Source organism: Pseudomonas sp. NFACC02 (assembly GCF_900110765.1).
Lineage (GTDB): Bacteria > Pseudomonadota > Gammaproteobacteria > Pseudomonadales > Pseudomonadaceae > Aquipseudomonas.
On the sequence record NZ_FOEO01000021.1, the window covers coordinates 14,371 to 36,191 of the forward strand.

The window sequence follows — 21,821 nt, forward strand, 5'->3', positions numbered from 1 at the left end:
GCTGTAGGAGCCGGCTTGCTGGCGAATGCGGTGTCTCAGCAACATCGATGGTGGATGACACACCGCGTTCGCAGCCCTCGTAACCTCGAACGGCTCCTACAGGATCGGCGGCGAATGAGGTTGTCTCCGTGGGAACGCCGTGCTCCCAGGTTCTTCGGCAATTTGAACAGTGAAGCGTCAGACCATCAGGCCTGCTTGAGCCCCGTGCACATCCACCAACCACTCCGGAATCCGTTTCTCCAGGTAATAGTTCGGCGTTCTGATCGTGCCTCCGACAAACCCCACATGACCACCATGGTTCTGCAGGTCGAACTGGGTGCTTGAGGACAGCTCGCCCGCATCAGGCAGGCTGTGCTTGAACACGAACGGGTCGTCGATTGATTGCACCAGCAGCGTCGGCGTGCGAATCGCGCCGAGGAAATAGCGGCTCGAGGCGCGATGGTAATAATCCTGAGCGTCGACAAAACCGTTGAGCGGCGCGGTCACTTTTCCATCGAATTCCCAGAACGTGCGCAGATTGTCGAGTGAGCCCAGCGCGGCGAGGGCGGCGAGGCCTTCGTTCAGGCCCTCATGCTGAAAGCGGCGCTGTTTGTCGCGGATATACCCGACCATCTCGCGCATGAAATGCCGTTGATAGACCTTGGAAAACCCCTGCCCGATGCGGTCTGCGCATTCGTCCAGGCGAAACGGCACCGAAACCGCCGCCGCGCCTTGCAGGTCGCTGTCCAGACCGGATTCGCCCAGGTGCTTGAGCAGGATGTTGCCGCCCAATGAATACCCGACCGCGTAAAGCGGGGCCAGTGGTCGTGCGGTGCGGATGTGTGCGATGACGGCCGCCAGGTCTTCGCTCGCGCCGGAATGGTAGCTGCGCGGAAGCAGATTGGGTTCGCCCGAGCAGCCTCGCCAGTTCAGCGCGACGCTGGTCCAGCCACGTTTCTCCATGGCTTGCTGCAGACCAACGACGTATGGCGAGTTGGAGGAGCCGGTAAGCCCATGCAGCACCAGCACGATGGGTACTTTCGCGTCGTGCGGACCGTACCAGTCCATGTCGAGGAAGTCCCCATCCTCCAGCCAGAGCCGCTCGCGCCGACGATCCAGGTGAATGGTCTTTCGCCAGAGCGGGCCCCAAAGGGTTTGCAGGTGCGGGTTGCCGAGTCCGAATGCGGGAATGAACGGACGGCTGTCAGCTGGCGACAACACTTCTTTCCCACAGCGCGTAATGCACTTGCCCGGCCTTCTTCTCCCGGTGCAGGCGCCAGTTGGCCGGCAGGCCGAGGGTCGACGGCGCAGTTTCGCTCTCGGTGTAGATCCACGCGTTATCCGCGAGCCAGTTGCGCTCTTCCAGAAGCGTGCAGGCGGGTGTCAGCAGATTCTGGTGGAACGGTGGGTCGAGAAAGACCACGTCGAACTGCTCAGCCGATTGCGACTCCAGGTACCGCAGTGCGTCGGTGGCGTGCGTCTTGCCGACGGTGCAGCGCAACGTGCCCAGGTGCTCGCGCAGACTGGAAATGGCCGTTGAGTTGGTGTCCAGCGCCAGGCCCATGCCGGCGCCACGTGACAAGGCCTCCAGGTACAACGCGCCGCTGCCTGCGAATGGGTCGAGCACGCGGGCGCCTTCGATATAAGGCGCCAGCCAGTTGAACAGCGTTTCACGAACACGATCCGGCGTGGGACGCAGGCCCGGCCCGTCAGGGAAACTCAGACGCCGACTGCGCCATTCGCCGCCGATAATCCGCAGTTGGCCCAGGCCCGTGTGGATTTTGTGCCCCTTGTGGATACGTGGCGGCTTGGAAGTCGAGGTCATTAGTGCTCCGGAACGCCGAGCGGTTGCTCAGCGGGTTTATCAGTAGGGGGCGGTAGCGGCTTCTGCGGGACGGTCGGACCGGCCGTCACGATCACCAGCTTGTCCGCGTCCAGATGCTTGTTCATCACCGTCTTGATCTGCTCGACGGTGACGCTCTGGGATTGGGTCATGAAGTCTTCGAGATAGCTCAGGGGCAGATTATAGAAGCCAATCGCACCCAGTTGCCCAACGATCGCCGAGTTGCTGGCGGTCGAGAGCGGGAAGCTGCCCGCCAGTTCGCGCTTGGCATCGTCCAGTTCTTTCTGGGTCGGGCCGTTGGCGAGGAAGTCACGAGTGATGTCCTTGACCAGCTTGAGCGTGTTTTCGCTCAGTTCCGCTCGGGTTTGCAGGCCGATCATGAACGGCCCGCGCGCTTGCATCGGGGTAAAGCCCGAAGAGACGCCATAGGTCAGGCCGCGTTTCTCGCGAACTTCCGTCATCAAACGGCTGCCGAAGCCGCCGCCACCGAGGATCGAATTGCCCAATGACAGCGCGGCATAATCCGGATCGGCACGGTCGATGCCCAGTTCAGCCAGCATCAAGTGCGTCTGCTTGGACGGAAATTCGATATGGGTTTCGCCCGGTTTGGGCTCGGTCGGTTCGACGGTCTTCGCCAGGGCCGGCCCTTTCGGTAACGACGCTGAGACCTGTGCCGCCACGGCTTCGGCGTCTTCGCGTGACAAGTCGCCGACCAGCGCGATGACTGCGTTGCCGGCCGCATAAGCCTTGGCATGGAAGGCTTTCAATTGAGCCAGAGTGATAGGCGCGATGCTTTTGGCCGTGCCCATGCTCGGGTGCGCGTACGGGTGATCGCCATACAGGCGCTTGAACAATTCGTCGCCCGCCAGTTTGCCCGGGTTCTGCTTCTGGTATTCGAAGCTGGCCATCAGCTGGTTCTTGATCCGCGCCAGCGAGTCGGCCGGAAAGGTGGGTTTGCCAACGACTTCCGAGAACAGCTTTAGCGCAGGCTCGCGCTTGTCCGGGGCGCTGAGGCTGCGCAACGACGCAATGGCCATGTCGCGGTAGGACCCGTTGCCGAAGTCGGCGCCCAGGCCCTCGAAACCTTGGGCGATGGCGCTGACATCCTTGCCTTTCACGCCCTCGTTGAGCATGGCGTTGGTGACCAGCGCGATACCCGGCGTCGCGCCGTCCTGGCTGCTGCCTGCAGCGAACAGCAGGCGCATGTCGAACATGGGCAGCTCATGGGCTTCGACGAACAGCACGCGAGCGCCCTCGGCGGTTTTCCACGACTGAATGTTCAGCGAGCGACGGGCGGGCGCTTTACCATCGAGTTCTTTCAGCGAATCGAGGGTATTGGCGGCTTTGTCGATCGCCTTGGGTGCGTCGGCGGTGGTGTCGGCCATCACCGAGGCCATGCTGAACAGGCCGAGGGTTGCAGCGAGCAACAACGCAGGGGCCCGCGTTCGCGCAAAGCGTATTTCGTCGCGCTTACTCATGGGCTTTCTCCTCCGGCAGAACGTATGCGACCGCCAGGCGTTCGCGGGTGAAATAGGTGCGTGCGGCCTTCTGGATGTCTTGCGGCGTGACGCTCTGCAGGGCGGCCAGTTCCTGATCGATGAGCCGCCAGGACAGGCCGACGGTTTCCAGTTCGCCGATGGTGCTGGCCTGACTGGTAATGGAGTCGCGTTCGTAAACCAGGCCGGCGATGACCTGGGCACGCACCCGCTCGAGTTCTTCCGCAGTGGGCGGCTTGGTTTTCAGCTCATCGAGCAGACGCCAGATACCGGCCTCGGTGTCAGCCAGGGTTTTCTTCTTCTGCTGGTTAGGTGTGGCGCTGATGGTGAACAGGCTGTCGCCACGGGTGTAGGCGTCGTAGTCCGACGATGCGCCGGTGACCAGTTCTTCGCCACGCTCAAGGCGGGTCGGGATACGGGCGCTGTAGCCACCGTCAAGCAAGGCGGAGATCAGTCGCAGCGCGTTCACCGACTGAGGGTCGGTGGCCGTGGAAAGGCTCGGCACGTTGAAACCGTACATCAGGCTCGGCATCTGCGTCGCGACATGAACGGTGATCTGGCGCAGGCCTGGCTCTGGCAGTTCAAGCGGTTTTTTCGAAGGCGGAACATCGCGGCGCGGAATCGGCCCGAAGAAACGCTCGGCCAAAGCCTTCACTTCGTCGGGTTTCACGTCACCGACCACCACCAGGGTCGCGTTGTTCGGCACGTACCAGGACTCATACCAGTGACGCAGCTCTTCGACCTTCATGCGGTCCAGGTCGGCCATCCAGCCGATGGTCGGCGTGTGATAACCGCTGGCAGGGTAGGCGATGGCCTTGAAGCGCTCGTAGGCTTTGGCGTTGGGCTTGTCGTCCGTGCGCAAACGACGTTCTTCCTTGATGACTTCGATCTCGCGGGCGAACTCTTCCGCAGGCAGTTTCAACGTCGCCATGCGGTCGGCTTCCAGTTCCAAGGCTACGCTCAAACGGTCACGGGCCAGCACCTGGTAGTAGGCGGTGTAGTCGTCGCTGGTGAAGGCGTTCTCTTCGGCGCCCAGGTCGCGCAGGATCAGCGACGCTTCACCCGGACCGGCCTTGGAACTGCCTTTGAACATCATGTGCTCAAGCGCGTGGGAAAGGCCCGTCTGGCCGGGCGTTTCATAGCTGGACCCGACCTTGTACCAGACCTGGGACACCACAACCGGCGCGCGATGGTCTTCGCGCACGACCACCTTCAGGCCGTTATCCAGCGTGAATTCGGACGTGGGTTGAGGATCGGCGGCGTTGGCTGCAAGGGGCAAACAGAGTGTGCCGAGCAGCAGGCCTGCGGCACAGCGGGCGAGAGCATTCATTCGTAATTTGAACCTTCGAGGCGGCCTGCTTGAACTTAGCGTCGGCGGGCGCGGGGGTGTTAGGATAGCGGCCAGTTTGGCTGCCGACTATGTCTAAGACTCATGCTTGGGAATCGGACTACGATGAAATCCGCCGCTATGGCGCATTTCTGTAGGGATTGCCGGGAGTGTTGAGCGATTGTCGAATAAAGCGTCGCTCGGCCAACAGATGAACAAGCAGACATAAAAGCAGTCTGTTTCGCATTGACAGAATTTTTCAGAGGCGCCGCTCTGGCGCGTCGCTACCTTGAGATAGCCGTCCTCCATGTTTGGTTCCAACGACGACAAGAAGACCCCAGCCCCGGCTGGCGAGAAGAAAGGCCTGTTCGGATGGCTGCGCAAAAAGCCGCAGGAAACCGTCGCAGAACAGCCAAAAGATTTACCTGCAGCAGCCCCCGAGCCTGTCGTCGAACAGACGCCGGTTGCTGCTGAGTCGCAGATTGCCCCTGCAATACCTGCCGAGCCCGTGCCAGAGGTCATTACCGCTCACGAGCCCGCGCCGATCGGCGAACCGCCTTCCAGCGAGCCCTGGCTGAGATTGCCGGTTGCCGAAGAACCGGTCGCATTGACGCCTGAGAGCGAGCCGCACGTGACTCCCGAGATCCCGGCTCACACCGCTTCTCATGTGCAATCTGACGTCGCCACCCCGCATTCGCCTGCGCAACCTGCGGTAGTGGACACCACGTCGTTCGAGGTGCCCCCGTCAATCGAGCCGATCCCTGTTGCTTTGCCTGACCCTGTGGCCGGTGATGATTTGCCCGCGATGTCGCAGTCGTCCCCGATCACGCCGGCTCCGGTCGCCACCCCGGTTGTACCGGTTGTCGAAGCGCCCGCCGCACCGGCACCCGTACCCGCCGAGGCGAAACAACCCGGTTTCTTCGCGCGTCTCAAGCAGGGCCTGTCCAAGACCAGCGCCAGCCTGGGCGAAGGCATGGCCAGCCTCTTTCTGGGCAAGAAAGCCATCGACGACGACATGCTCGATGAACTGGAAACCCGCTTGTTGACGGCTGACGTGGGTGTCGAAGCCACTTCGCTGATCGTGCGCAACCTGACGCAGAAAGTCGCGCGCAAGCAACTGACCGACAGCGATGCGCTCTACAAGTCGTTGCAAAGCGAGCTGACCGAAATGCTTAAGCCGGTGGAAGCGCCCCTGGTGATCAAATCCGAGCACAAGCCTTTCGTGATTTTGGTCGTGGGCGTCAACGGTGCGGGCAAGACCACCACCATCGGCAAGCTGGCGAAGAAACTTCAACTGGAAGGCAAGAAAGTCATGCTGGCGGCGGGAGACACCTTCCGTGCTGCTGCTGTCGAGCAATTGCAGGTCTGGGGCGAGCGCAACAAGATCCCGGTCATCGCCCAGCACACTGGTGCCGATTCCGCTTCGGTGATCTTTGACGCCGTGCAGGCCGCCAAGGCGCGGGGCATCGACGTGCTGATTGCCGACACTGCCGGTCGTCTGCATACCAAAGACAACCTGATGGAAGAACTGAAAAAGGTTCGCCGCGTGATCGGCAAGCTCGACGAGCAGGCGCCGCACGAAGTGCTACTGGTGCTCGATGCGGGCACCGGTCAGAACGCGATCAATCAGGCCAAGCAGTTCAACCAGACGGTCCAGTTGACCGGGCTGGCGTTGACCAAGCTCGACGGTACCGCCAAAGGCGGCGTGATCTTCGCATTGGCCAAGCAGTTCGGTTTGCCGATTCGCTACGTCGGGGTTGGTGAGGGCATCGACGATCTGCGTACTTTCGAGGCTGAACCCTTCGTTCAAGCCCTTTTCGCCGAGCGGGAGCGCACATGATTCGTTTCGAACAGGTCGGTAAACGCTATCCGAACGGACACGTCGGCTTGCATGAGCTGAGCTTTCGAGTGCGTCGTGGCGAGTTTCTGTTCGTGACCGGTCACTCGGGTGCCGGTAAAAGTACCTTGCTCCGTCTGTTGCTGGCGATGGAGCGCCCGACCACCGGCAAGCTGCTGCTGGCCGGGCAGGACCTGGGCCAGATCAGCACGGCTCAGATTCCGTTTCTGCGTCGACAGATCGGTGTAGTGTTCCAGAACCATCAGTTGCTGTTCGATCGCACGGTGTTCAATAACGTCGCGTTGCCGTTGCAGATTCTTGGTCTGTCCAAGCCGGAAGTGACCAAGCGCGTCGACTCTGCGCTAGAGCGCGTGGCGCTGTCGGACAAAGCCGAGCTGTACCCCGGTGACTTGTCCACAGGGCAACAGCAGCGCGTGGGTATCGCCCGCGCCATCGTCCATCGCCCGGCCTTGCTCCTGGCGGATGAACCGACGGGTAACCTCGATCCACGCTTGGCGGCAGAAATCATGGGCGTATTCGAAGACATCAACCGTCTGGGCACCAGCGTACTGATCGCCAGTCACGACCTGGCCCTGATCGCGCGTATGCGCCATCGCATGTTGACGCTGCAACGCGGTCGACTGATCGGTGATGGGGAGGCTGGCGTATGAGTGCCACTCGCAGCCCCAAGGTGTCTGAGCGCGTTGCGCCAAAGGCAGCCCAGCCTGGCCCGCAGAAGAAAAAGAAGCACGATGACGACGACGGCCCAAGTTTTGGCATGTTGTTCAATGCCTGGGTCGAGGCTCATCGCTCCAGTCTGCTGGACAGTCTTCGCCGTCTGGGCAAACAGCCAATAGGCAGCTTTTTTACCTGCCTGGTCATGGCTGTGGCGCTGAGTCTGCCCATGGGCCTGTCGTTATTGCTGAGCAACGTCGAACGGTTGGGTGGCTCGTGGCAGCGTGCGGCGCAAATCTCGCTGTATCTGCAACTGGATGCTTCACCCAGCGAGGGCGAAGGACTGGTCACGCAGATCAAAGGAATGCCCGGCGTCGCCGAAGCGGAGTACATTAGCCGCGATCAGGCGCTGGGCGAGTTCCAGCAGCAATCCGGTCTGGGCGAAGCGCTCAAGGAGTTGCCTGAAAACCCGCTGCCGGGCGTTGTGCTTGTCACGCCACAAGAGGTTGACAAAGCGGCGCTGGAGGCGTTACGTACACGTCTCGCTGAATTGCCGAAGGTGCAGCAGGCTCAGCTGGATCTGGTCTGGGTCGAGCGTCTGGCAGCGATCCTCAAACTGGGTGATCGCTTCGTGTTCGGGTTGACGGTGTTGTTGGTGGTCGCGCTTTTGCTGGTCATCGGCAATACCATCCGTCTGCACATTGAGAACCGTCGTACCGAAATTGAAGTCATCAAACTGGTAGGCGGCACTGACAGCTACGTGCGCAGACCCTTCCTTTATATGGGAGCGCTGTACGGGTTCGGCGCGGGGATTCTCTCGTGGGGCGTACTGGCGTTTGGTCTGGACTGGCTCAACGAAGCCGTGGTCCGGCTTGCGGGGCTGTACGGTAGCAATTTCTCCCTGGCGGGCGTGCCCATGGCCGATGGTCTATCACTCTTGCTAGGGGCGGTGTTGTTGGGGTATATCGGTGCGTGGATTGCCGTCGCACGCCATTTGAGAGAGCTGGCACCTCGTTGAGTTTTAATGTTCAGGTAATGTTTGTAGCGTAAATTTTGTTTCATCTATTGACTTTTCAGCTAAGGGAACTTGTATAGCGGTTCCCGGTCAATCTTTGCAGTGCTGAACTGCACGAGTCATGTGTCGGAGGTTTTTTCGTATGACCAATTCTTTGCAACCTGCTTATGCCTTGGTTCCGGGTGCAAACCTGGAAGCCTATGTGCACACGGTGAACAGCATTCCGTTGCTGACGCCCGAGCAGGAGCGTGAACTGGCCGAGAGTCTCTATTACGAGCAGGATTTAGGGGCGGCTCGGCAGATGGTGCTCGCCCACCTGCGTTTTGTCGTGCACATCGCACGCAGTTATTCCGGTTATGGACTGGCTCAGGCTGACCTGATCCAGGAAGGTAACGTCGGCCTCATGAAGGCCGTGAAGCGTTTCAACCCAGAGATGGGCGTGCGTCTGGTGTCGTTCGCCGTACACTGGATCAAGGCCGAGATTCACGAGTTCATCCTGCGCAACTGGCGGATCGTGAAAGTCGCGACCACCAAGGCTCAGCGCAAGCTGTTCTTCAATCTGCGCAGCCAGAAGAAGCGTCTGGCGTGGCTGAACAACGAGGAAGTGCATCGCGTGGCCGAAAGCCTCGGTGTTGAGCCTCGTGAAGTGCGTGAAATGGAAAGCCGTCTGACCGGTCACGACATGGCGTTTGATCCGGCTGCAGAAGCAGACGATGACAGCGCGTTCCAGTCGCCGGCCAACTACCTGGAAGACCATCGTTACGATCCGGCACGTCAGCTGGAGGATTCCGACTGGACCGACAGTTCGACTGCCAACCTGCACGAAGCGCTGAACGTGCTCGACGAACGCAGCCGTGACATCCTCTACCAGCGCTGGTTGGCGGAAGAGAAAGCCACGCTCCATGACCTGGCGGAGAAATACAAAGTGTCCGCCGAGCGTATTCGCCAGCTCGAAAAGAGCGCGATGAACAAGCTCAAGCTGTCGATTGCTGCCTAAGCGCCAAGCGCTGAAATGAAAAACGCCCCGAGATGATCGGGGCGTTTTTGTTTTCATGCTGCGGGGCCATTCAGTGTAGGAGCGCGCTTGCCCGCGATTGCATCTCATCAGCCGCTATGTACGTGTCAGGCAGACCGCCATCGCGGGCAAGCGCGCTCCTACAGTCCGATGTTGTCGCTGATCATCACCACTTACGGCTGTGATTCAACTCCACCAGATACTCATCCCCGCCCAACTGGCGCATCTGCTGACGAATCCATCCAGCGCGCCGCGAGACATAGCTGCTGGGATTGCTGGCGCTCCACTCGCGCGGATTGGGCAGCACGGCGGCCAGATAGCTGGCCTGTTGCATCGAGAGCTGGTTGGCATTGACGTGGAAGTGATGCTGCGCGGCCGCCTGGGCGCCGAATACCCCGTCGTCCCATTCGACGCTGTTGAGGTAGACCTCAAGGATCCGTTGCTTGGACCAGAACACCTCGATGAGCGCGGTGAACCACGCCTCCAGACCTTTGCGCAGATAGCTGCGGCCGGACCACAGGAACAGGTTCTTGGAGACTTGCTGGCTCAGGGTGCTGGCGCCCCGGATGGAACCGCCACGCTCATTGTGAACCAGTGCGGCCTGGATGGCGTCGATATCGAAACCCCAATGCTCGGCGAACTTCTGGTCTTCGCCGGCAATGACCGCGACTTTCAGGTCGTCGGAGATTTTCTCCCATGGCTCCCAGTCGCGCTGCAGATCAATGGGTTGGCCGTTGAACCAGGATTCGACCTTGCGCTCCACCATCAACGCCGTGAACGGCGGAGGGACCCAGCGGAAGATCAAAACCAGTACGACACTTGCCGCTGCGAACCAGAGCAGGCCTTTAGCGACACGACGAAGGAGGAAACGCAGCATAGAGATGGCTTGGCCGAACCCGTTGAGCGGGCCATTATACAGACCACGCGCCATTGGACGACTTTGCCTGGAGTTGCATATGTTACGAACGTTTCTGATGTTGGCCGCATTCTTTGGATTCACTGGCGTCGCGTTGGGGGCTTTTGCGGCTCACGCCCTTAAAAATCGACTCAGCCCCGAGTACCTGGCGATCTTCCATACCGGGGTGCTCTACCAATTGATTCATGCGTTGGCGATCTTCGGCGTTGCCCTGCTGGCAATGCAGATTCAGGGGCGACTGGTCGCCTATGCGGGAGTCGCGTTCACGCTCGGCATCATCCTATTCTCTGGCAGCCTTTATCTGCTGACGCTGACCGGCGTGAGCAAACTGGGCATTATCACGCCCATTGGCGGACTGTGCTTTTTGATAGGCTGGTTCATTCTCGGCTGGACGGCCTGGCGTCTGGGCATGGACACCCTGTAAGCCTGACCCGCAGGTCCGGGTTGAGACGAATGGCGTGCCTTTGCCTTGGTCATCCCGGCTGATCGGGCTAGAATGCTCGCCCCCTAAAATGATGGCTGCCCTTCGCATGCGCATTCAATTGAACGGTGAATCCTTTGAACTGCCCGACGGCGCGACCGTTGCGGCATTGCTGACCCGCCTGGACCTGGTCGGGCGTCGAATCGCGGTCGAGCTCAATCTGGATATCGTCCCGCGCAGCCAGCACGAAGCCACCACGCTGAACGAAGGCGATCAGGTCGAAGTGGTGCATGCCATCGGCGGCGGCTAGTCGCTCATAACCGACGGCACCACGCCCCGCCCCAGAAAGCACTGCAAGAACCTCAACCGTAAAGAGGATTTCCGATGAGCAATGTTCGTAACGACAAGCCGTTCACAGTGGCGGGTCGTACTTTCCAGTCGCGCCTGTTGGTCGGCACTGGCAAGTACAAGGATATGGAAGAAACCCGTCTGGCGATTGAAGCCTCGGGTGCCGAGATCGTCACCGTTGCGGTGCGCCGGACCAACCTGGGTCAGAACCCGGGCGAACCGAACCTGCTCGACGTGCTGCCGCCGGACCGTTACACCATCCTGCCCAACACCGCTGGTTGCTACGACGCCATTGAGGCCGTACGCACCTGCCGTCTGGCCCGCGAGCTGCTCGACGGTCACAACCTGGTCAAGCTGGAAGTCCTGGCGGACCAGAAGACTCTGTTCCCCAACGTCATCGAAACCCTCAAGGCCGCTGAAACGCTGGTCAAGGACGGCTTCGACGTGATGGTCTATACCAGCGATGACCCGATCATCGCTCGCCAGTTGGCAGAAATCGGCTGTTGCGCGGTCATGCCGCTGGCCGGTCTCATCGGCACCGGCCTGGGGATCTGCAATCCTTACAACCTGCAGATCATCCTCGAAGAATCTAAAGTCCCGGTGCTGGTCGATGCCGGTGTCGGCACAGCTTCCGATGCCACCATCGCGATGGAACTGGGCTGCGAAGCGGTGCTGATGAACTCGGCCATCGCTCATGCGCAACAGCCGGTGCTGATGGCCGAAGCCATGAAACACGCTATTCTGGCAGGCCGTATGGCTTACCTGGCTGGCCGTATGCCGAAAAAACTCTATGCCAGCGCGTCCTCGCCGCTGGATGGTCTGATCAAGTAAGAGCCTGTTGATGATTGATTCGCAAAAGCCCGATGCACTTCCGGACGACGAAGTGATGAACGACGAAGACGGTAAAGAGCAGGGCGATGACAGCCATCATCGGCGCATAAAAAGCTTTGTGATGCGCGCCGGTCGGATGACCGAAGGCCAGCAGCGGGGTCTGGACCAGGGCAAGCCGCTGTTCGTGCTGCCATTGGCCGATGCACCGGTGGATTTCGACGCCGTGTTCGGTCGTTCTGCGCCGCGCACCCTGGAAATAGGTTTCGGCATGGGGCACTCCTTGCTGGAGATGGCCGCCGCTGCGCCTGATCAGGATTTCATCGGTGTTGAAGTGCACCGACCGGGTGTCGGTGCTCTGCTGAACGGCGTGTTGACTCAGGGCCTGACCAACGTGCGGGTCTACGATTGTGATGCGATCGAAGTGCTCAACCGCTGCGTGGCCGACAACAGCCTCGACCGTCTGATGCTGTTCTTCCCGGATCCCTGGCACAAGGCGCGTCATCACAAGCGCCGTATCGTCCAGGCCGAGTTCGCCGCACTGGTGCGCAGCAAGCTCAAGCCGGGTGGCATTCTGCACATGGCCACCGACTGGGAACCGTATGCCGAGTACATGCTGGAAGTGATGAACGTCGCCCCGGGTTATCGCAACCTGGCCGAAGACGGCAAATGCGTCCCGCGCCCTGCGGAACGTCCGATCACCAAGTTCGAACGCCGCGGCGAGCGTCTCGGGCACGGGGTCTGGGATTTGAAGTTCGAAAAGATCGCCTGATTCATCCGGCGATGAGTCACCTGTGGGAGCGAGCAAACTTGCTCCCACAGGGTATGTGCCCGCGATGCGAGCGCGGAGTGTCAGCGGATGATCATTTGGTCCGCCACAACCCCGATCAACACCAGCACCACCAACAACACCGGCGCCAGGCTGTAGTGGCTGAACTGGCCCAGGCCGAAGACCACGCCAAGGGCAGGCGTCAGCCGGGCAGTCGCACACACATTTCGTCTGGCGCAGCGTGTAACGACAAGTACGTCAGCCCGTCGTTGTCAGTCTTGCGCTCGATGAGGGTGTCGTCGGGGTAAAAGTTGCACTTTCGTCGCGACATCGGTTCGGTTGTTTCGCTGTCGATGACCCTGAATTCGAAGGGTTTCTTCGTGGGCTGTAACGGTGGCTCCGCCGTCAGCTTTGCAATCGTTCGAGCAAACGTCTGTTCCTCATAGCCCTTGTCGAAGGTCTTCCAGTCAAAGCAGTAAGCCTCATCCCTGATCAAGAGCCAGTCCCTTCGACGAAATGTGTTCGACACTTTAAATTCAGAACCCAAAGGGAGCGAGCGGTGTAGGTGCTTCAGTTCTGAGGAACGAGAAACTGGCCTGAAGTACGGCTGCATCAGGTTCGGAGCTTGCTCTGGCGAGTAAACGAAATTGCGCTCCCATGGCATCAGGCGTGTCTGGCAGATTAGTTTCACACCTTACCCCTCCTGCCATTCATCAGCCCCCATGGTGCGACACACCTCATGGCGCTTGGTGATCCTGCGGTAGGCGATGTGGACCATTTCCATGACGGTGAAGTGTGCGCTGCTCAAGTCCTGACAGTGCGGCATGATTTCATCTATGCCGACGATCACGGCGTCTTCAAGCTCAACGGTGTAGTAGTTCTCCTGCGTCCCATGACTGGAAGTGCGGTAATAATCGAGACGGCATACATCCAGTGATTCGCCCGTACAGAAGGCATGGAAGATGAGCGGCGATGATTTGTCGATGGACTTTGTGATGATCATTGGAGTGTGCATCCGCTTTCCCGCAGTCCCGCCTTTAGGCACCCTGACAACGTGCTCCACGCCCTGAACGAGAATCTGATCCTCGTGGCCGAGCTGCCAGAGACCGCCAATGGATTCATCCGTCATTGCCCCGGCACTGATCAATCCTTGTCGGCTGCCCTTGATCGTCATGTAGGCAGGTGTTGGCATGTTGCTACTCCTTTGCGTGATGGGTATTGGTCATAGAGGTGACGGAGGCGCCGTGGGCTGAATTGCCGCGCGCTCAAGCGAACGAGTGTCAGTCGCCCTCTGGTTATTCCACATGGGCAGGCAACCAGGGCTTGGCGAGATTTAGCGTGATCAGGTAGCGCTCCTCGTCAGGATGGCGGTCATCCTTGAAGCGGTGGATATAGAACAACGCTTGGTATTTATCGCCAGCCTGCCAGAAAGTCCTTCCGCCTTTGTTTGGGTCGCGTAATCGGGCTCGCCACTCGGGTGTGTCTTCTATCGGTGGCGCACTGATACGACGCATTGGAACCCAGCCGCCCGCTCGCCACTGGTTCTGTATATCCAGAAAAACCTTGAGGGCATCATCGAGCAGCAAGGGTTCCAATTGGGGGGACATGCGCACGCTACCGACCCGTTCGTTGCGAAAACTGATCGCAAAGAAGCGCGCCTTGGGTGTGACGAAGCCATATTGAGGGTCTACCAGACGCAGTCTCGCATCGGTCTTCGGGTATCTTCCCCAGTATTCGTTTGGGATGGCCGGCCCTATCGAAGCCGTTGAGCGCTGTCGCATGTCTTCCCAAGGCTCGCCAATGAGCAGCGCGATTTCCGGATCGTCCGAGATCGCCTCCACCAAGGTCTGGCCCGTCGCAACCAGCGCCCAGAGCAACAGCGGAAAGCTGACTATTCGCCAACGGCCCTTCAGGAGTTTTCTGAGGCTCATAAACCAAAGCCTCCTGCCAACGTGACGGAGAATCGCCGCATGAATTCGGCCGTTCATTTGTATTTCACATGTGCAGGCAGCCAAGGTGCGCCGAGATCAAGGTTTATCAGATAGCGCTCTTCGTCGGGGTGACGAACGTCCTTGAAGCGGTGGATATAGAACAACGCTTGATATTTATCGCCCGCTTGCCAGTAAGTGGTTCCGCCTTTGTTGGGGTCTCGTAATCGGGCTCGCCACTCGGGCGTGTCCTCAATGGCGGGGTCCGTTTCCGGCCATATCACGGTCCACCCCGCCTTTCGCCATTGGTCCTGTATGTCCAGAAAAATCTTGAGGGCGTCATCAAGCAGCAAGGGCTCCACTTGGGGAGACATGCGTATATCGCTTACCCGCTCGTCATCAAAGGCGATCGAGAAGAAGCGCGCCTTGGGCGTGACGAAGCCATATTTAGGGTCTACCAGACGTAGTCTCGCGTCGCTGTCCGGATATCTACCCCAATAATGACCCGGTATGGCGGGCTCTATGCTGGCGGTTGACCTTTGGCGCATGTCTTCCCAAGGCTCGCCAATGAGCAGCGCGATTTCGGGGTCGTCGGAGATTGCTTCCACTAGCATCTGGCCCGTGGCAACCAGCGCCCAGAGCAACAGCGGAAAGCTGACGATCCGCCATCGGCCTTTGAGAAACTTTCTGAGGTTCACAGGAGCGGAGCTCCGGCAGCAATGTCCTTGATCGACTGTTCAACAACCGGGCGTTGGTCACTGTTCAGCAGTTCGTTGAAGCGGTTGGCAGCCCTCAAGACGAACGGCATCCGCTGCTCAATGTCGGAAAGGTCCGCCAGCGGGTTGCGGCTGAACTCGAGGGTTCGGCCATCGCCCAAACGCTGACATTGGTTGGCGAGGGTCACCTCAATGGCTTGCGCCACGCCGGAAGGGAAGCCAGTGACGTAGGAAAAATGATTACCGCGCAACAGCATGACCAGTTGGGTGTCGCTGTACATCGTCGGTTGCAGAATGTTGGCTTGCTCATGCCACGCTAGATGCTCCACGCTGTTAACGATATCGCCGCGGTCAATTGCCTCAAAACCGAGAAGAATGCGTTTATGAGATTGCCCAAATCTCAACGTCTCCTGCGCCACCGGCCACAGCACCGGAAACTTCGAATGCCCATAAATGTTGGCTCGTTGCTTAAGACACTCCCTAAACTCCGCCAGCCCACGCTTGGCGTAAAACGCGTGCAGCGGAAAGATGTCGAGAAATAGTGTGGTATTGCCCAGCGCCATCATTTCGTAGACGTGTTGAAACTGGCGCGAGGTCAGGGACGGCGACTCGGCGTCGCCGCGAATACCCAGCGATGGCACGGGATTTTGGGCGTCCGCCTGTCGGTAGCGATCCAAAGCCTCGGCCTGAGGCTCCATCTGGCCTGGCGTGAGCAACCCTGATTGCGCACGCAGTTCGCGCAGGTGTTTCAGCGCTTCGTCTTCTTGCTGGATGTGGTCGACGGCGCTCCTGGCGTGCAGCAGCCCGCAACCCACCTGCTTGGACGCGAAGGCCGCCAGCCCCGCCCACTGAAAGCGCTGATCGTGGAGCCATAAACGTGCGTAGGCGGCGTTAATCGCCCGGTTGCGCGCCACCGGGTCGGCAATCAGCACACCGTCGGGCGCGACGATGGACTCGGCCTCCCGTTGGTAGATACGCCACAGGCCTTCGCCGGTCAGGATCGGTATTTCTGTAACCGGGTATTTTTCGCCGTCCCGGTAGATGAATCGGGTGTCGCAGTCGGCCAGCGCCCGGGTGCTTTGGTTGAGCACTTGCGTATCGCTGGGATGGTCTCGAAAACACTGGGTCATGATACGGTCTCGGGGTGATGTGGGCGAACCCTATCAGCCGAAAACTGCCTGCGCGCATCGCCTCAATAATCAAGACGAGTCCTACGTGGTGAGTATCAAAAGACTTCAGAAAGACTTTTCCTTGTAATCAGAAATGTCCTACTTGTTTCAAAACGGACCCGCTGTTTTACCGAGTCTCCAATGGGCATGGTATGAGGGGCTTGAGGTTCTGAGGATTGCTTGAGTTGACGCTGAAGTCATCGGTGCCGAACATCGATCATTGTAGGAGCCGGCTTGCTGGCGAATGCGTGGGGTCAGCACGTTTGTGTTGACTGACCACCGCATTCGCCAGCAAGCCGGCTCCTACAGGTCGAGAACGATGCAGGCTCTGTGGATCACTTTCGGTCCGCCACAACCCCGATCAACACCAGCACCACCAAGAGCACCGGCGCCAGGCTGTAGTTGTTGAACTGGCTCAGTCCGCGAACCACCCAAGGGGTGGCATAGATCAGCGCAGCGCCGCTGCCGATGGTGCACAGCAAAGCCATGACCGGGACGCGCAGGGCGCCGGCAAAGCTGCTCAGACGTCCTTCGATCCAGCCTTTGATGTCGGCGCCGAACAGGATCAGCAGGCAGCCCACCAGCGCCAGTGCGATTTCCGAAAGGTTGCTGCGACTCCAGCGCGAGACGGTGGCCAGCAGGTCGAGTACGAGGTCCATTCAGTGTCCTTAGCGTTAAGCCTTAAAGAAGAAAGTACTGCAGCAGGTCATTGAGAAACAATTGACCGCGCGCAGTGGCGACCAGCCGGGCCGGATCGGCTTCCAATAAGCCCCGTTGTTCGGCTTGCTGACGCGCGCTGGCCAGCGAATCGACGGTTAGACCGGTGCGACGCTGAAATAATGCAGCATCGACGCCTTTTGTCAGGCGCAAGGCGTTCATCAGGAATTCGAACGGCATTTCGTCCACCGCCAGTAGCTTCTCTCCAGCTTGGTACGACTTGGCGGGGTTCAGATAATCCTTGGGCAAACGCGTTTTCCAGGTCCGCACGATACGTCCGTCGGGGTGGCTGAGCTTGCCGTGGGCGCCTGCGCCGATCCCGATGAAGTCGCCGAAGCTCCAGTAGTTCAGGTTATGCCGCGCGGCACGCCCGGCCTGTGCGTAGGCCGAAACCTCGTATTGCGCGTAGCCGTTTTCCCTTAGCAGGGTCTGACCCGCTTCCTGAATGTCCCAGAGAATGTCGTCTTCCGGCAGCGTCGGTGGTTGATTCCAGAATACGGTGTTCGGCTCGAGCGTCAGCTGATACCAGGACAGGTGCGTCGGCGCGAGCGCGATGGCTTGACGCAAATCACCCAAGGCATCGTCCTGCGATTGATCCGGCAGCCCATGCATCAGGTCGAGGTTGAAGTTGTCGAAACCGGCCTGACGCGCCATGTCGGCAGCGCGAACGGCCTCATCGCCGTTGTGAATGCGACCGAGCGCCTTGAGTTTGGCTTCCTGAAAACTCTGGATGCCGATGGACAGGCGATTGATACCGAGGCCGCGATAAGCGCTGAACTTCACCTGCTCAAAGGTGCCTGGATTCGCCTCCAGCGTGATTTCGATGTCGGGTGCAAAGCGAATGCGCTGCTCAACGCCCTTGAGCAGGCGTCCGAGGGCGTCGGCGCTGAACAGGCTGGGCGTTCCACCGCCAAAGAAAATCGTGCTCAGCTCGCGGCCATAGACGTGCGGCAGGTCTTGATCGAGGTCGGCCAGCAGTGCGTCCACGTACTCCTGCTCCGGCAGCACCGGGCTGGCGGTATGGGAGTTGAAATCGCAGTACGGGCATTTGCGCACGCACCACGGAATGTGGATGTACAGCGACAGTGGCGGCAGTTCGGACAAAGGAGAACGCGGTTGCTCCGAGCTGAAACCGGCCGCACCGAGAATCAGCGGCCGGGTGGTGGAATCCTGCGTCATTGCTGCCCGATATCCAGTTGCAGACGCTGGCGCAGAAGCGCCATGGCACGGGCGCGATGGCTGATCTGGTTCTTGTCGGCAGGACTGAGTTCGGCGCTCGACAGATTACGCTCCGGCACCCAGAACAGTGGGTCGTAGCCAAAACCGTGCTCGCCACTGGCGGCGGTGAGGATGCGCCCGTGCCACAGGCCTTCGCAGAGGATGGGCAGTGGATCGTCGGCATGGCGAACCAGCGCCAGCACGCAGACGAATTGCGCACCGCGCTGCTCTTGCGGCACGTCTTTAAGGGCGTCCAGCAGCTTGGCGTTGTTGGCGGCATCGCCTTGGCCGTCGGCATAGCGGGCTGAATAGATACCTGGTGCGCCGCCGAGGAAATCCACGGCAAGGCCCGAGTCGTCGGCCAGCGCAGGCAGACCGGAAATGCGCGCCGCGTTGCGGGCCTTGAGGATCGCGTTTTCGACGAACGACAAGCCGGTTTCTTCAGGCTCGACGCTGCTGAACTCGCCGATCGAGCGCAGTTGCACGCTGCCACCGAGCATGGCCTGCAGTTCTTTGAGTTTGCCGGCGTTATGGCTGGCCAGTACGAGCTGGGTGAAATTCATTATTGGTCCGAGAAAATCTGTTGGTTGAAGCTGAGTGTGTGCGTGTCGCCATCACCCGCTTTGACGTTGATCGTGAAGACGTAAGTGGCCGAACTGTCGGGCTCTACCGCGAACTGCGCGAGGTAATTGACCGAACCGTTTTCGCTGAGCGGTCTGAAGCTCAGGGCTTTCTTGCGCCCGGTCAGATCGGCGACCGAGCCGTCGACGCTGGCAGTGACGGTCTTGTCACCCTTGATCACCGCGATGTTGATGACGGCCTGCCCTTTGCTGCGGATCAGGCCGTTGTCTTTGGCGATCTGCGGTTGCAGCAGCCCCGATGCAAACGCGTTGTAGTGAACGATCACGTCGCCAAACGGCTGCTGTCGGTTCGGGCTGGCACTGTCAGCGGCCATGGCCGGAGTGGCCAGCGCAAACAGCACGCCGAGCATTGCGATCAGACGAGCCATGATCATTCTCCTTATTGTCGGGATCACACGGCGATCTGATGGTCCTGCAGACCCGGGCTGCTGACCCGATAGATGCCGATCTCACCCAACAGATTAGGCCATAGCTTGCTGGCCCAACCGTGGCGATGCTGCTGATCGACGGCCAACCGATCAATGACCTTGGCCGAACGGCCCCGGCACAGTTCTTCGAAGTCTTCGAAGGTGCAGAAGTGGATGTTCGGCGTGTTGTACCACGTGTACGGCAAGAACTCGGACACCGGCATCCGGCCTTTGCTCGCCAGGTACCAGCGGCAACGCCAGTGACCGAAGTTCGGGAACGTAATGATGCATTGACGACCGACGCGCAGCATTTCGTCGAGGATCTTGTCCGGGTAATGAACGGCCTGAAGGGCCTGGGTCATGACCACGACGTCGAAGCTGTTGCTGGCGAAGTTGCCCAGCCCCTTGTCCAGATTCTGCTCGATGACGTTGACACCGCGCGCAACGCAGCGGGCAATGTTATCGGCGTCGTTTTCCAGGCCGTAGCCCGTGACGTTTTTGTTGCTCTGCAGCCAGGCCAGCAACTCGCCGTCACCGCAGCCGAGGTCGAGCACACGGCTGCCTGCCGGTATCCAGTCTTGGATGATTTCCAGGTCGGCTCTCATGGTGTCCTCAGAGTGCAATTCGGTTCATGTAGCTGGAGAAGGCCTGCAGGTAGCGCGGGATCGGCATCAGGAAGGCGTCGTGGCCTTGCGGTGCGTCGATTTCCAGATAACAGACGTCCTTCTTCGCGGCCATCAGGGCGTCCACCAGTTCGCGCGAGCGCGCGGGCGAGAAACGCCAGTCGGTGGTGAACGACATGACGCAAAATTTCGCGCTGACGTGGGCGAAGGTCGCGGCCAGGTCGTCGTTGAAGTTCGCAGCCGGGTCGAAGTAGTCCAATGCTTTGGTCATCAACAGGTACGTATTGGCGTCAAACCGGCCGGAAAACTCTTCGCCCTGATAGCGAAGGTAGCTTTCGACCTGAAACTCGACGCTGTGGAAGTCGTAGTTGAGCTTCTCGCTCTTCAGGCCACGGCCGAATTTCTCGCCCATGGAGTCATCGGACAGGTAGGTGATGTGCCCGACCATGCGCGCCAGCATCAGGCCGCGCTTGGGAATCACGCCCATTTCCTGGAACGAACCGCCATGGAATTCGGGATCGGTCAGAATCGCCTGCCGAGCGACTTCGTTGAAAGCGATGTTCTGTGCCGACAGTTTGGGCGCCGATGCAATGGCCAGGCAGTGGCGAACACGGTCCGGGTAGGTCATGGTCCATTGCAGCGCCTGCATGCCGCCCAGACTGCCGCCGACGATGGCCGCCCACTGCATGATGCCCAGGGTGTCGGCCAGACGTGCCTGGCTGTGTACCCAGTCTTCGACGGTCAACACCGGGAAGTCGGCGCCAAACGGCTTGCCGGTTTCCGGGTTGATGCTGCTGGGACCGGTCGAGCCGTTGCAGCCGCCCAGGTTATTCAGGCTGACGACGAAGAATTTGTTCGTGTCGATCGGTTTGCCAGGGCCGATGCAGCTGTCCCACCAGCCCGGCTTGCGGTCTTCGGCGCTGTGGTAACCGGCAGCGTGGTGGTGCCCGGACAAGGCGTGACAGATCAGCACCGCGTTGCTTTTGGCGGCGTTGAGCTGGCCGTAGGTTTCGTAGATGAGGTCATAGGCGGCCAGCGAGCGACCGCAGGCCAGCGCCAGAGGCTCGCTGAAATGCGCCGTTTGCGGCGTGACTAGACCGACAGAATCTTCGGGAAAGACCGTGGACATCGACCCTGCTCTCGCTGAAATGAGGCGTAAGTCTAAAGATCGCGGGGGGTAGCGGCAACAAAGTAAATAATTGAAACGATTGATGATGGCTTTTGATTCTGCCCGTAGGGCGTAGGAGCGCGCTTGCCCGCGATTGTGTTGAGTCAGGTATCAATTACCAACCCGATCTACTGCTATCGCGGGCAAGCGCGCTCCTACAAAGTTATGCTTCAGATCAACCGCCACAACTCCTGCGGCATACCGGCATAAGCCGCCAGCTCAGGCATGACGTATGACTGCAGCACCTGGATCGCCAGGAAAGCGAAGATCGGCGAGATGTCCAGGCCGCCCAGGTTCGGGATGATGCGGCGGAATGGCGCCAGAATCGGCTCGCTGATCTGGTAGGCCAGTTCAGCGGCCGGATTGTGAGTGCCGGGCGCGATCCAGGACACGATCACCATGATGATCATCGCGACCCAGAAGATTTTCAGCAGCAGCGAGGTGATTCCGATGATCGACCACATCAGCAGGTGCGGTACGTCGCCGATGGTGCCATAGGTCATCATCAGCACGAACGCCATCAGCAACGCCTGGATCACGATGGCCAACAGCAGCGAAGATGTGTCCAGACCGAACACGCTGGGCACGATGCGGCGGATGGGTTTGAGCAGCGGCTGGGTGGCGCGCACGGCGAACTGGCTGAGCGGGTTGTAGAAGTTGGCTTTGACCAGTTGCAGCACGAAGCGCAGCAGAACAATGGTCAGGTACAGGCTGATCAGCGTCTGGATGACGAAAATCGTGGCGCCGGTGAGTGCATTCATGAAT

General features: G+C 59.8%; 26 protein-coding genes. 8 read left to right on the top strand and 18 right to left on the bottom strand.

Annotation, left to right across the window (positions count from 1 at the left end; all coding sequences use genetic code 11):
• Nucleotides 1-177 precede the first annotated feature (177 nt).
• Genes BMY73_RS17340 through BMY73_RS17355 form a run of 4 tightly spaced genes read right to left on the bottom strand, consistent with a single transcriptional unit; the run spans nucleotide 178 to nucleotide 4,648 of the window.
• Nucleotides 178-1,197 (bottom strand): hydrolase, encoded by a 1,020-nt coding sequence (locus BMY73_RS17340; RefSeq protein ID WP_092408597.1) that lies wholly within the window; start codon nucleotides 1,195-1,197, stop codon nucleotides 178-180.
• Nucleotides 1,184-1,804, bottom strand: coding sequence for a 16S rRNA (guanine(966)-N(2))-methyltransferase RsmD (rsmD, locus tag BMY73_RS17345; RefSeq protein ID WP_092408599.1), 621 nt, complete (start codon nucleotides 1,802-1,804; stop codon nucleotides 1,184-1,186). The genes BMY73_RS17340 and rsmD overlap by 14 nt, the downstream gene beginning before the upstream one ends.
• The gene (locus BMY73_RS17350; RefSeq protein WP_092408601.1) at nucleotides 1,804-3,300 is read right to left on the bottom strand and encodes a M16 family metallopeptidase; all 1,497 of its coding nucleotides are present in this window, start codon (nucleotides 3,298-3,300) and stop codon (nucleotides 1,804-1,806) included. Before BMY73_RS17350 ends, rsmD begins: the two co-directional genes overlap by 1 nt.
• Complete coding sequence (locus tag BMY73_RS17355) at nucleotides 3,293-4,648, bottom strand: M16 family metallopeptidase (protein WP_092408603.1); 1,356 nt, start codon at nucleotides 4,646-4,648, stop codon at nucleotides 3,293-3,295. The genes BMY73_RS17350 and BMY73_RS17355 overlap by 8 nt, the downstream gene beginning before the upstream one ends.
• A gap of 304 nt (nucleotides 4,649-4,952) precedes the next feature.
• Here BMY73_RS17355 and ftsY point away from each other — a divergent pair, with 304 nt between their 5' ends.
• From ftsY to rpoH, 4 genes are all read left to right on the top strand, one after another.
• The gene (gene ftsY / locus BMY73_RS17360; RefSeq protein ID WP_092408605.1) at nucleotides 4,953-6,485 is read left to right on the top strand and encodes a signal recognition particle-docking protein FtsY; all 1,533 of its coding nucleotides are present in this window, start codon (nucleotides 4,953-4,955) and stop codon (nucleotides 6,483-6,485) included.
• Nucleotides 6,482-7,153, top strand: coding sequence for a cell division ATP-binding protein FtsE (gene ftsE, locus BMY73_RS17365; protein WP_062385499.1), 672 nt, complete (start codon nucleotides 6,482-6,484; stop codon nucleotides 7,151-7,153). Before ftsY ends, ftsE begins: the two co-directional genes overlap by 4 nt.
• Nucleotides 7,150-8,175 (top strand): permease-like cell division protein FtsX, encoded by a 1,026-nt coding sequence (gene ftsX, locus BMY73_RS17370; RefSeq protein WP_062385497.1) that lies wholly within the window; start codon nucleotides 7,150-7,152, stop codon nucleotides 8,173-8,175. The genes ftsE and ftsX overlap by 4 nt, the downstream gene beginning before the upstream one ends.
• A 139-nt stretch (nucleotides 8,176-8,314) precedes the next feature.
• Nucleotides 8,315-9,169, top strand: coding sequence for an RNA polymerase sigma factor RpoH (gene rpoH / locus BMY73_RS17375; protein WP_062385495.1), 855 nt, complete (start codon nucleotides 8,315-8,317; stop codon nucleotides 9,167-9,169).
• A gap of 184 nt (nucleotides 9,170-9,353) precedes the next feature.
• On the opposite strand, the gene mtgA is transcribed toward rpoH, so the two are convergent.
• Nucleotides 9,354-10,064: a monofunctional biosynthetic peptidoglycan transglycosylase gene (gene mtgA, locus BMY73_RS17380; RefSeq protein ID WP_092408678.1), complete on the bottom strand. Its 711-nt coding sequence runs from the start codon at nucleotides 10,062-10,064 to the stop codon at nucleotides 9,354-9,356.
• Between the two features lie 79 nt (nucleotides 10,065-10,143).
• On the opposite strand from mtgA, the gene BMY73_RS17385 reads away from it, so the two are divergent.
• From BMY73_RS17385 to trmB, 4 genes are all read left to right on the top strand, one after another.
• Nucleotides 10,144-10,527: a DUF423 domain-containing protein gene (locus BMY73_RS17385; protein WP_092408607.1), complete on the top strand. Its 384-nt coding sequence runs from the start codon at nucleotides 10,144-10,146 to the stop codon at nucleotides 10,525-10,527.
• Between the two features lie 106 nt (nucleotides 10,528-10,633).
• Nucleotides 10,634-10,834 carry a sulfur carrier protein ThiS gene (gene thiS, locus BMY73_RS17390; protein ID WP_082060903.1) on the top strand — a complete coding sequence of 67 codons (201 nt, stop codon included), beginning with the start codon at nucleotides 10,634-10,636 and terminating at the stop codon, nucleotides 10,832-10,834.
• Between the two features lie 74 nt (nucleotides 10,835-10,908).
• Entirely contained in the window at nucleotides 10,909-11,703 is a 795-nt protein-coding gene (locus tag BMY73_RS17395) for a thiazole synthase (RefSeq protein ID WP_062385489.1), read from the top strand.
• Nucleotides 11,704-11,758: 55 nt separating this feature from the next.
• Nucleotides 11,759-12,472 carry a tRNA (guanosine(46)-N7)-methyltransferase TrmB gene (trmB, locus tag BMY73_RS17400; protein ID WP_062385580.1) on the top strand — a complete coding sequence of 238 codons (714 nt, stop codon included), beginning with the start codon at nucleotides 11,759-11,761 and terminating at the stop codon, nucleotides 12,470-12,472.
• 80 nt (nucleotides 12,473-12,552) lie between these two features.
• On the opposite strand, the gene BMY73_RS28345 is transcribed toward trmB, so the two are convergent.
• From BMY73_RS28345 to BMY73_RS17460, 13 genes are all read right to left on the bottom strand, one after another.
• Nucleotides 12,553-12,693, bottom strand: coding sequence for a hypothetical protein (locus tag BMY73_RS28345; protein ID WP_175500203.1), 141 nt, complete (start codon nucleotides 12,691-12,693; stop codon nucleotides 12,553-12,555).
• On the bottom strand, nucleotides 12,672-13,160 hold the full coding sequence (locus BMY73_RS17405) for a hypothetical protein (RefSeq protein WP_092408609.1): 489 nt from the start codon (nucleotides 13,158-13,160) through the stop codon (nucleotides 12,672-12,674). Before BMY73_RS17405 ends, BMY73_RS28345 begins: the two co-directional genes overlap by 22 nt.
• A 3-nt stretch (nucleotides 13,161-13,163) precedes the next feature.
• Complete coding sequence (locus BMY73_RS17410) at nucleotides 13,164-13,661, bottom strand: Hcp family type VI secretion system effector (protein WP_092408611.1); 498 nt, start codon at nucleotides 13,659-13,661, stop codon at nucleotides 13,164-13,166.
• Nucleotides 13,662-13,764: 103 nt separating this feature from the next.
• Entirely contained in the window at nucleotides 13,765-14,400 is a 636-nt protein-coding gene (locus tag BMY73_RS17415; RefSeq protein ID WP_092408613.1) for a hypothetical protein, read from the bottom strand.
• A gap of 53 nt (nucleotides 14,401-14,453) precedes the next feature.
• Entirely contained in the window at nucleotides 14,454-15,044 is a 591-nt protein-coding gene (locus tag BMY73_RS17420; RefSeq protein WP_256571199.1) for a hypothetical protein, read from the bottom strand.
• A 47-nt stretch (nucleotides 15,045-15,091) separates the two neighbouring features.
• The gene (locus tag BMY73_RS17425; protein WP_092408617.1) at nucleotides 15,092-16,243 is read right to left on the bottom strand and encodes a DUF2515 family protein; all 1,152 of its coding nucleotides are present in this window, start codon (nucleotides 16,241-16,243) and stop codon (nucleotides 15,092-15,094) included.
• A 374-nt stretch (nucleotides 16,244-16,617) separates the two neighbouring features.
• The gene (locus BMY73_RS17430; protein WP_062385487.1) at nucleotides 16,618-16,941 is read right to left on the bottom strand and encodes a DUF3392 domain-containing protein; all 324 of its coding nucleotides are present in this window, start codon (nucleotides 16,939-16,941) and stop codon (nucleotides 16,618-16,620) included.
• 22 nt (nucleotides 16,942-16,963) lie between these two features.
• Nucleotides 16,964-18,178 carry a radical SAM family heme chaperone HemW gene (hemW, locus tag BMY73_RS17435; protein ID WP_092408619.1) on the bottom strand — a complete coding sequence of 405 codons (1,215 nt, stop codon included), beginning with the start codon at nucleotides 18,176-18,178 and terminating at the stop codon, nucleotides 16,964-16,966.
• Entirely contained in the window at nucleotides 18,175-18,780 is a 606-nt protein-coding gene (gene rdgB / locus BMY73_RS17440; protein ID WP_370588149.1) for an RdgB/HAM1 family non-canonical purine NTP pyrophosphatase, read from the bottom strand. The genes hemW and rdgB overlap by 4 nt, the downstream gene beginning before the upstream one ends.
• Nucleotides 18,780-19,226, bottom strand: a complete 447-nt coding sequence (locus tag BMY73_RS17445; RefSeq protein ID WP_092408621.1) for a DUF4426 domain-containing protein — start codon at nucleotides 19,224-19,226, stop codon at nucleotides 18,780-18,782. Before BMY73_RS17445 ends, rdgB begins: the two co-directional genes overlap by 1 nt.
• Nucleotides 19,227-19,249: 23 nt before the next feature.
• Entirely contained in the window at nucleotides 19,250-19,870 is a 621-nt protein-coding gene (metW, locus tag BMY73_RS17450) for a methionine biosynthesis protein MetW (RefSeq protein ID WP_092408623.1), read from the bottom strand.
• Nucleotides 19,871-19,877: 7 nt separating this feature from the next.
• A complete protein-coding gene (locus tag BMY73_RS17455) occupies nucleotides 19,878-21,017 on the bottom strand; it encodes a homoserine O-succinyltransferase MetX (protein ID WP_092408625.1) in 1,140 nt (379 codons plus the stop codon).
• 209 nt (nucleotides 21,018-21,226) lie between these two features.
• Nucleotides 21,227-21,817, bottom strand: coding sequence for a YggT family protein (locus tag BMY73_RS17460; protein ID WP_062385478.1), 591 nt, complete (start codon nucleotides 21,815-21,817; stop codon nucleotides 21,227-21,229).
• Nucleotides 21,818-21,821 lie beyond the last annotated feature (4 nt).

Coding starts and splice junctions, on each gene's coding strand:
- trmB (WP_062385580.1), top strand. CDS start 11,759: ATGAACGACGAAGACGGTAAAGAGCAGGGCGATGACAGCCATCATCGG.
- ftsE (WP_062385499.1), top strand. CDS start 6,482: ATGATTCGTTTCGAACAGGTCGGTAAACGCTATCCGAACGGACACGTC.
- BMY73_RS17415 (WP_092408613.1), bottom strand. CDS start 14,400: ATGAGCCTCAGAAAACTCCTGAAGGGCCGTTGGCGAATAGTCAGCTTT.
- hemW (WP_092408619.1), bottom strand. CDS start 18,178: ATGACGCAGGATTCCACCACCCGGCCGCTGATTCTCGGTGCGGCCGGT.
- rdgB (WP_370588149.1), bottom strand. CDS start 18,780: ATGAATTTCACCCAGCTCGTACTGGCCAGCCATAACGCCGGCAAACTC.
- thiS (WP_082060903.1), top strand. CDS start 10,634: ATGCGCATTCAATTGAACGGTGAATCCTTTGAACTGCCCGACGGCGCG.
- BMY73_RS17355 (WP_092408603.1), bottom strand. CDS start 4,648: ATGAATGCTCTCGCCCGCTGTGCCGCAGGCCTGCTGCTCGGCACACTC.
- metW (WP_092408623.1), bottom strand. CDS start 19,870: ATGAGAGCCGACCTGGAAATCATCCAAGACTGGATACCGGCAGGCAGC.
- ftsX (WP_062385497.1), top strand. CDS start 7,150: ATGAGTGCCACTCGCAGCCCCAAGGTGTCTGAGCGCGTTGCGCCAAAG.
- BMY73_RS17410 (WP_092408611.1), bottom strand. CDS start 13,661: ATGCCAACACCTGCCTACATGACGATCAAGGGCAGCCGACAAGGATTG.
- ftsY (WP_092408605.1), top strand. CDS start 4,953: ATGTTTGGTTCCAACGACGACAAGAAGACCCCAGCCCCGGCTGGCGAG.
- BMY73_RS17350 (WP_092408601.1), bottom strand. CDS start 3,300: ATGAGTAAGCGCGACGAAATACGCTTTGCGCGAACGCGGGCCCCTGCG.
- BMY73_RS17425 (WP_092408617.1), bottom strand. CDS start 16,243: ATGACCCAGTGTTTTCGAGACCATCCCAGCGATACGCAAGTGCTCAAC.
- BMY73_RS17385 (WP_092408607.1), top strand. CDS start 10,144: ATGTTACGAACGTTTCTGATGTTGGCCGCATTCTTTGGATTCACTGGC.
- BMY73_RS17430 (WP_062385487.1), bottom strand. CDS start 16,941: ATGGACCTCGTACTCGACCTGCTGGCCACCGTCTCGCGCTGGAGTCGC.
- BMY73_RS17455 (WP_092408625.1), bottom strand. CDS start 21,017: ATGTCCACGGTCTTTCCCGAAGATTCTGTCGGTCTAGTCACGCCGCAA.
- BMY73_RS17445 (WP_092408621.1), bottom strand. CDS start 19,226: ATGGCTCGTCTGATCGCAATGCTCGGCGTGCTGTTTGCGCTGGCCACT.
- rsmD (WP_092408599.1), bottom strand. CDS start 1,804: ATGACCTCGACTTCCAAGCCGCCACGTATCCACAAGGGGCACAAAATC.
- BMY73_RS17395 (WP_062385489.1), top strand. CDS start 10,909: ATGAGCAATGTTCGTAACGACAAGCCGTTCACAGTGGCGGGTCGTACT.
- BMY73_RS17460 (WP_062385478.1), bottom strand. CDS start 21,817: ATGAATGCACTCACCGGCGCCACGATTTTCGTCATCCAGACGCTGATC.
- rpoH (WP_062385495.1), top strand. CDS start 8,315: ATGACCAATTCTTTGCAACCTGCTTATGCCTTGGTTCCGGGTGCAAAC.
- mtgA (WP_092408678.1), bottom strand. CDS start 10,064: ATGCTGCGTTTCCTCCTTCGTCGTGTCGCTAAAGGCCTGCTCTGGTTC.